8 protein-coding genes are annotated in these 7,021 nt (G+C 69.8%); 7 read left to right on the top strand and 1 reads right to left on the bottom strand.

Translation table 11 applies throughout. The features are described from left to right. Nucleotides 1–80 precede the first annotated feature (80 nt). Nucleotides 81–1,613, bottom strand: a complete 1,533-nt coding sequence (dacB, locus tag DPV74_RS37570) for a D-alanyl-D-alanine carboxypeptidase/D-alanyl-D-alanine-endopeptidase (protein ID WP_119339020.1) — start codon at nt 1,611–1,613, stop codon at nt 81–83. Between dacB and DPV74_RS37565 the strand changes: the two genes are divergently transcribed. The 7 genes from DPV74_RS37565 to DPV74_RS37535 all read left to right on the top strand — a co-directional run. Further along, the gene (locus DPV74_RS37565) at nt 1,612–1,833 is read left to right on the top strand and encodes a hypothetical protein (RefSeq protein ID WP_162175317.1); all 222 of its coding nucleotides are present in this window, start codon (nt 1,612–1,614) and stop codon (nt 1,831–1,833) included. The two genes, dacB and DPV74_RS37565, sit on opposite strands and share 2 nt — an antisense overlap. Further along, on the top strand, nt 1,800–2,462 hold the full coding sequence (locus DPV74_RS37560) for a response regulator (RefSeq protein ID WP_021164091.1): 663 nt from the start codon (nt 1,800–1,802) through the stop codon (nt 2,460–2,462). Before DPV74_RS37565 ends, DPV74_RS37560 begins: the two co-directional genes overlap by 34 nt. Nucleotides 2,463–2,465: 3 nt before the next feature. Beyond that, a complete protein-coding gene (locus DPV74_RS37555) occupies nt 2,466–3,812 on the top strand; it encodes an ATP-binding protein (protein WP_059523396.1) in 1,347 nt (448 codons plus the stop codon). Between the two features lie 111 nt (nt 3,813–3,923). After that, on the top strand, nt 3,924–5,408 hold the full coding sequence (locus DPV74_RS37550; protein ID WP_059699986.1) for a DegQ family serine endoprotease: 1,485 nt from the start codon (nt 3,924–3,926) through the stop codon (nt 5,406–5,408). 104 nt (nt 5,409–5,512) lie between these two features. After that, a complete protein-coding gene (locus tag DPV74_RS37545; RefSeq protein WP_119339019.1) occupies nt 5,513–5,950 on the top strand; it encodes a carboxypeptidase-like regulatory domain-containing protein in 438 nt (145 codons plus the stop codon). Between the two features lie 132 nt (nt 5,951–6,082). Continuing rightward, nucleotides 6,083–6,442: a DUF427 domain-containing protein gene (locus DPV74_RS37540; RefSeq protein ID WP_119339018.1), complete on the top strand. Its 360-nt coding sequence runs from the start codon at nt 6,083–6,085 to the stop codon at nt 6,440–6,442. 28 nt (nt 6,443–6,470) lie between these two features. Continuing rightward, nucleotides 6,471–7,021 (top strand): CoxG family protein (locus DPV74_RS37535; RefSeq protein ID WP_119339017.1); only part of this gene is annotated, 551 nt, incomplete at its 3' end.

Raw genomic sequence — 7,021 nt, 5'->3', positions numbered from 1 at the left:
GCGGTGCGGCCCCGTGGCCGGTGCAAGCCGGCGCGGGCCGGCGGCCGGCGGCGCCGCACCATGCCGCGGCGCACGGATCGTCATTGCGCGCCGGCGTAGATCCACTCGAGCAGCGTGTCGTGCGCGGCGCGCGCGGCTTCTGCGTGATCGTTGTTGATGAAACTGACGACGATGTAGCTCTGGCCGTCGGCGCCGGCAACGTAGCCGGCGATCGCGCGCACGTCGCGCAGCGTGCCGGTCTTGATGTGCGCGTTGCCGAGCACGCCGGCGTTGGTGAGGCGGTTCTTCATCGTGCCGTCGATGCCCGCGATCGGCAGCGAATCGATGAAGGCCTGCGCGACGGGGCTCGCGTTCGCGGCCTGCAGCAGCGCGGAAAGCGACAGCGCGCTCACATGCTCTTCGCGCGACAGGCCCGAGCCGTTCTCGAGCACGAGGTCGGGCATCGCGATGCCGTTCTTCTGCAGGAACGCCTGGATCACGCGGCTCGACTGTTCGGGCGTCGCGGGCGGCTTGCCGCCGACCGCGCCGATCGTCAGGAACAGGTTGCGCGCCATCACGTTGTTGCTGAACTTGTTGATGTCGTAGACGATGCTGCCGAGCACCGGGCTGTGATGCACGGCGAGCGGCCGCGCGGTGGTCGGCACCTTGCCTTCGCTCACGGGCCCCGCGATCGTGCCGCCGTCCTGCTGCCACAGCGCGAGGAAGCCGCGGGCGAAGAACGTCGTGTGATCGAGGATCGCGAGGTTGGTCGTGTGCGCGCCGCAACGCAGCGGATAGTCGCCGGCGAACGAAGCGGTCATGATCCCGCTGCCGGCCGTCAGCGTCGGCCGCGCGGCCGCGGCGGCCGCGCTGCACGAGCCCGAGCCTTCGACCAGCTGGTTGTCGATCGACAGGTCCGCGAGCGGCGGCAGCACGTCGACGGCCACCTTGCCGTCGTCGCCCGGCGTGACGGTGAACGACACGGCCTTGAACGCGTACAGCAGCGGATCGGGGCCGACGTTGTACGGCGCGCTCGCATCGTCGTCGAACGAAGGGAGATCGCGCGTCGACGCCGCGAAGTAGCTCTTGTCGAGCACGAGGCCGCCGGCCACGCGCTTGACGCCGGCCTTGCGGAGCTTGTCGACGAGGTCGATCAGCTCTTCGGGTACGAGCTTCGGATCGCCGGTGCCCTTGATGTACAGGTTGCCCTGCAGCGTGCCGTCGGGGTCGACCGTGCCGTCCGTGTACGCGGTCGTGCGCCAGCGGTAGTCGGGGCCGAGGATCGACAGGCCCGAGAAGGTTGTCACGAGCTTCATCGTCGAGGCGGGCAGCATCGGCCGGCTCGCATTCCACGCGATCAGCGGTTCCGGATCGCCAACGCGCTCGACGACGACGCTCATCGCCGACGCCGGCACCTTCGCGCGCTGCAGCGCGACGAGCACGGATGCCGGCAGGCCGGCCGCGCGCGCGGCCGGCGACACGACCGTGGTCTTGCGCGCTTCCTTGTGGGATTTCTTGCGGGCCTGCGCGGCAGGCGCGAAGGCGAGGGCCGTGCAGGTGGCGAGGATGGCGGCCGCCCGCAGGCAGACGCGGGCGCGGGGGGCGAACCGGTTGGAAAGATCGGAAATCGGCATGAGCGAATACGGGGAAAGCACGACGTTCGGGCAGGGCGCGCGCGGCGCCAAAGCGCACATTGTAGAGACAAGTCCGGACAGCCCCCTTGCAATCCGCCTTTCTGTTGCATTGCACGGTGCCGCGCGCCGGGTTCGCGGCGCTACAATGGTCGGCGTGTTTGACTCGCCCCATGGATGCCTGTCCCGATGCGGATTCTGCTTGTCGAAGATGATCGAATGATTGCCGAAGGCGTGCGCAAGGCGCTGCGCTCGGACGGCTTTGCAGTCGACTGGGTGCAGGACGGCGACGCCGCACTGACGGCGCTCGGCGGCGAGACGTACGACCTGCTGCTGCTCGATCTCGGGCTGCCGAAGCGCGACGGCATCGACGTGCTGCGCACGCTGCGCGCGCGCGGGCTGGCGCTGCCGGTGCTGATCGTCACCGCGCGCGACGCGGTGGCCGATCGCGTGAAGGGCCTCGACGCGGGCGCTGACGACTACCTCGTCAAGCCGTTCGACCTCGACGAGCTCGGCGCGCGAATGCGCGCGCTGATCCGCCGCCAGGCGGGGCGCAGCGAATCGCTGATCCGCCACGGCGCGCTGACGCTCGATCCCGCCTCGCACCAGGTGACGCTCGACGGCGCGCCCGTCGCGCTGTCCGCGCGCGAGTTCGCGCTGCTCGAGGCGCTGCTCGCGCGGCCCGGCGCGGTGCTGTCGAAGAGCCAGCTCGAGGAGAAGATGTACGGCTGGGGCGAGGAGATCGGCAGCAACACGGTCGAGGTCTACATCCACGCGCTGCGCAAGAAGCTCGGCTCCGACCTGATCCGCAACGTGCGCGGGCTTGGCTACATGGTCGTCAAGGAAAGCTGACGCGTGAGGTCGATTCGTCATCAATTGCTGATCTGGCTGCTCGCGATCGTCGTCGCGGGCGTGGGCATCGCGGGCTGGCTGATCTACCGGCAGGCGCTCGCCGAGGCGAACGAACTGTTCGACTACCAGTTGCAGGAAATCGCCGCGGCGCTGCCGTCGGAACCGTTCTCGCAGGTATTCGGCTCGCGTACCAACGGCGACGAAGGCATCGTGATCCAGATCTGGAACCGCAACGGCGTGCTGATGTACTTCTCGCATCCGCGTGCGCCGATCGCGCCGCGCGCGGAACTCGGTTTCTCGACCGAGCGCACCGATCGCGGCGAATGGCGCGTGTACGGGGCGATCGTCGGCGACAACGTCGTGCAGCTCGCGCAGCCGCTGTCGGTGCGCAACCGGCTCGCGGCGAACGTCGCGCTGCGCACGCTGTGGCCGCTGATCGTGCTGCTGCCGTTCCTCGGCGCGGCCGTGTGGGTGATCGTCGGGCGCGGGCTCGCGCCGCTCGGCCGCGTGACGCGCGCCGTCGAGGCGCGCCGGCCGGAAGCGCTCGATCCGCTGCCCGATGCGCGCCTGCCGCTCGAGGTGCAGCCGCTCGTGCGGGCGCTGAACGGGCTGCTCGCGCGGCTGTCGGCCGCGCTCGACACGCAGAAGGCGTTCGTGGCCGACGCCGCGCACGAACTGCGCACGCCACTCGCGGCCGTGCAGATCCAGGCGCAACTCGTCGCCCGCGCGAAGGACGACGCATCGCGCCGCGAGGCGGTCGCGGATCTCCAGGATGGTGTGTCGCGCGCGACGCGTCTCACGGAGCAACTGCTCGCGCTGGCACGCGCCGAACCCGACGGCGCGACGATGCGCGAACCCGTCGACCTGCAGGCACTGCTCGCCGAATGCGTGGCTGCGCTTGCGCCGCTCGCGCAGCGGCGCGACATCGATCTCGGCTTCGAGGAGACGCACGCGGCGAGCGTCGTCGCGGACGTCGGCGCGCTGCGCGTGATGTTCGGCAACCTGCTCGACAACGCGGTGAAATACACGCCGGACGGCGGCCGCATCGACGTGTCGCTCACCCGCGACGCGGCCGGCCGCGCGTGCGTGCAGATCGGCGACAGCGGGCCCGGCATCCCGGCCGACGAGCGCGAGCGCGTGTTCGACCGTTTCTACCGCGACAGCTCCGCGCGGGCGCGCACCGATGTGTCGGGCAGCGGGCTCGGGCTCGCGATCGTCAAGCGCGTGGCGGCGCAGCAGGGGGCGACGGTGTCGCTCGGCGACGCGGCCGCGGGCGGCCTGCTCGTCAGCGTCGTGTTCCGCGACGCCGAGATGCCGGCCGAGGCGCCGCAGCCTTCCGAATCCGCGTGACGCGTGCCGCCGGGCGGGCGCCGGCGGCCGCTTAAGCCCCGCTTAAGGCTGATTAAGCCTCCTTTAAGTCAGGGTCGTTACGCTGCGTCCTAACAAAGAGGAGGTCCTACGATGAACACCCGATTCCTTGCGCGCGGCGCCGTCGCGGTCGCCGTGGCGGCCGCCCTGTCCGCCGGTTATGTTGCCGGCACCCGCCGCGCCGATCCCCAAATCATCACGCCCGCGCAGGCTGCCGCGCTGATGCCGGCCGAAGCGGCCGCCAAGACCGGCATTCCCGATTTCTCCGGGCTCGTCGAGACTTACGGCCCGGCGGTGGTGAACATCAGCGCGAAGCACGTCGTGAAGCAGGTGTCGCGGCGCGTACCGCAGCCGCAACTGCCGATCGATCCGAGCGATCCGTTCTACCAGTTCTTCAAGCATTTCTACGGCCAGGTGCCGGGCATGGGCGGCGACGCGCAACCGGACGACCAGCCGAGCGCGAGCCTCGGTTCCGGGTTCGTCATCAGCTCCGACGGGTACATCCTCACCAATGCGCACGTGATCGACGGCGCGAACGTCGTCACGGTCAAGCTGACCGACAAGCGCGAATACAAGGCGAAGGTCGTCGGCTCGGACAAGCAGTCGGACGTCGCGGTGCTGAAGATCGATGCGAGCGGCCTGCCGACCGTGAAGATCGGCGACCCGGCGCAGAGCAAGGTCGGCCAGTGGGTCGTCGCGATCGGCTCGCCGTACGGCTTCGACAACACGGTCACGTCGGGCATCATCAGCGCGAAGTCGCGCGCGCTGCCGGACGAGAACTACACGCCGTTCATCCAGACCGACGTGCCGGTGAACCCCGGCAACTCGGGCGGCCCGCTGTTCAACCTGCAGGGCGAGGTGATCGGCATCAACTCGATGATCTATTCGCAGACGGGCGGCTTCCAAGGCCTGTCGTTCGCGATCCCGATCAACGAGGCGATCAAGGTGAAGGACGAACTCGTGAAGACGGGCCACGTGAGCCGCGGCCGCCTCGGCGTCGCCGTGCAGGGGCTGAACCAGACACTCGCGAGCTCGTTCGGACTGCAGAAGCCGGACGGCGCGCTCGTCAGCTCGGTCGATCCGAACGGCCCGGCCGCGAAGGCCGGCTTGCAGCCGGGTGACGTGATCCTGTCGGTCAACGGCTCGCCGGTTGCCGATTCGACGTCGCTGCCCGCGCAGATCGCGAACCTGAAGCCGGGTTCGAAGGCCGACCTGCAGATCTGGCGCGACAAGTCGAAGAAGTCGATCAGCGTGACGCTCGGCGCGATGGCCGATGCGAAGCTCGCGTCGAACGACGGCGGGCCCGTCGAGCAGGGGCGCCTGGGCGTCGCGGTGCGTCCGCTGTCGCCGCAGGAGCGCAGCGCCGACAACCTGTCGCACGGCCTGATCGTGCAGCAGGCCGGCGGGCCGGCCGCCAACGCGGGCATCCAGCCCGGCGACGTGATCCTCGCGGTCAACGGCCGCCCGGTCACGAGCGCCGAGCAGTTGCGCGACGCGGTCAAGGGCGCGGGCAACAGTCTTGCTCTGCTGATCCAGCGCGATAATGCCCAGATCTTCGTGCCGGTCGACCTGAGCTGACCGGCCACGGCCGACGGCCGGCCAGGCCGGCCGCGGCGGGCGCCGCCGCCGCTCGAATGCGTGACGCAGCGCCCTGTATGTGTTCCGACCCCAAGGAGAGAGCCATGCAATATCTACGCAACGTGTCCCGATTTGCCGTCGCCGCGGCGCTGGCCGCCGGCCTCGCGGCCGGAGCGACCGGCGCGTACGCGCAGTCGGACGGCTTGCCCGCCCCGGGCCAGCAGGGCGACGTCACCTTCGTGTCCGGCGGCGTCGGGCAGGACGAATCGACGGCGTTCCAGCGCAACGAGCCGAAATGGCCGCTGGCGCTGCGCTTCACCGGCAAGGGCGGCGAGTTCCTGGCCGACGTTCATGTGCGGATCGTCGACGGCAAGGGCGACGAGGTGTTGAAGACCGACGCGCGCGGGCCGTACATGCTCGTGAAGGTGCCGCCGGGCCGCTATACGGTGCATGCGTCGTACCAGGGCAACGAGGAATCCCGTGCCGTCACGGTCGGCGCGAAGGGCGGCGCGAAGACGGCGTTCCAGTGGAGCGCGCAGTAGCCTGCCGCGCGCGGCGCCGGCCCGGGTCGCGCATTCGGCTGCGGTTTCGCCCATAATGAAAGCCACGGCACCCGTGCCGTGGCTTTTTCGTTTCCTGAGCCCGGCCTGGCCGGGTCGTCCCAAGGAGAAACGATGTCCGACGCAGCCGACCCTCGTCTCGAAATCGTGCCGAACCGTCATCGCGTGCGCGTGATCCATCGCGGTATCACGTACGCCGATTCGCACGGCGCGCTGACCGTGCGCGAAACGGGCCTGCCGGACACCCACTACCTGCCGCGCCGCGACGTCAACATGCGCCGGCTCGTGAAATCCGGTATCACGTCGGTCTGCCCGTTCAGGGGCGAGGCCGTACACTTCGACTTGCAGACGGAAGACGGCGTGATCGAGAACGCCGCATGGAGTTACGAGGAACCGAAGGGGGCGGCGTCGGCGCTCGCGCTCTACGTCGCCTTCGACGCCGCACGGATCGACAGTCTCGTCGAGACATCCTGATGCGGCGCGCGTTCATCGGGGAGGCGTCATGGAACTGAACGACACATTGCGCATACCGCTCGCGCCGCCCGTCGTGCGGGAGGCATTCGAGGATCTCGCGCTGCTGCGCGCGAGCTTCGATCGTTGCGAATCGTTCGTGAAGCTTGCGGACGGCGAGTTCGCGCTGACGATCACGGTGCCGCTCGGCCCGCTGCGCGCCCGCTACGACGTGCGTGCGCATGCGGCCGCCGAGCAGGGCGATGCGGAAGGTCAGCCGCGCCGCGTGCTCAATTTCAAGGCGCGGGCCGACGGGCTCGGCGCGCTGCGCGGCCAGGTCGAACTCGTGCTGATGCCGGATGACGACGCGAACGCCACGCGCATCGAGTACGTGGTCTGGGCGACGGCGAGCGGCCCGCTCACCGAGCTGCCGGGGCGGCAGATCGAAAATACGCTGCGCGAATGGACCGACGATTTCTTCCGTGAATTCTGCGCGGTCGTGCAGGCGAAGCACGGCCTCGCACCGAATCGCGCGCGCTCGGCCGCGCCGCGGCGCCAGCACGTGTTCCTGCGGCCGGCGTCGCTCGTGGCCGCGACGAAGCG

This window comes from Burkholderia sp. HAN2018 (assembly GCF_024704855.1).
Lineage (GTDB): Bacteria > Pseudomonadota > Gammaproteobacteria > Burkholderiales > Burkholderiaceae > Burkholderia > Burkholderia cepacia.
Note: the sequence above shows the minus strand (reverse complement) of the source record. Positions and strands in the feature narration are given on the sequence as shown.

Bases quoted from the DNA above. Each gene is read 5' to 3' on its own strand.
- DPV74_RS37565 (WP_162175317.1), top strand. From the start codon at position 1,612: ATGAGCGAATACGGGGAAAGCACGACGTTCGGGCAGGGCGCGCGCGGC.
- dacB (WP_119339020.1), bottom strand. From the start codon at position 1,613: ATGCCGATTTCCGATCTTTCCAACCGGTTCGCCCCCCGCGCCCGCGTC.
- DPV74_RS37560 (WP_021164091.1), top strand. From the start codon at position 1,800: ATGCGGATTCTGCTTGTCGAAGATGATCGAATGATTGCCGAAGGCGTG.
- DPV74_RS37550 (WP_059699986.1), top strand. From the start codon at position 3,924: ATGAACACCCGATTCCTTGCGCGCGGCGCCGTCGCGGTCGCCGTGGCG.
- DPV74_RS37545 (WP_119339019.1), top strand. From the start codon at position 5,513: ATGCAATATCTACGCAACGTGTCCCGATTTGCCGTCGCCGCGGCGCTG.
- DPV74_RS37540 (WP_119339018.1), top strand. From the start codon at position 6,083: ATGTCCGACGCAGCCGACCCTCGTCTCGAAATCGTGCCGAACCGTCAT.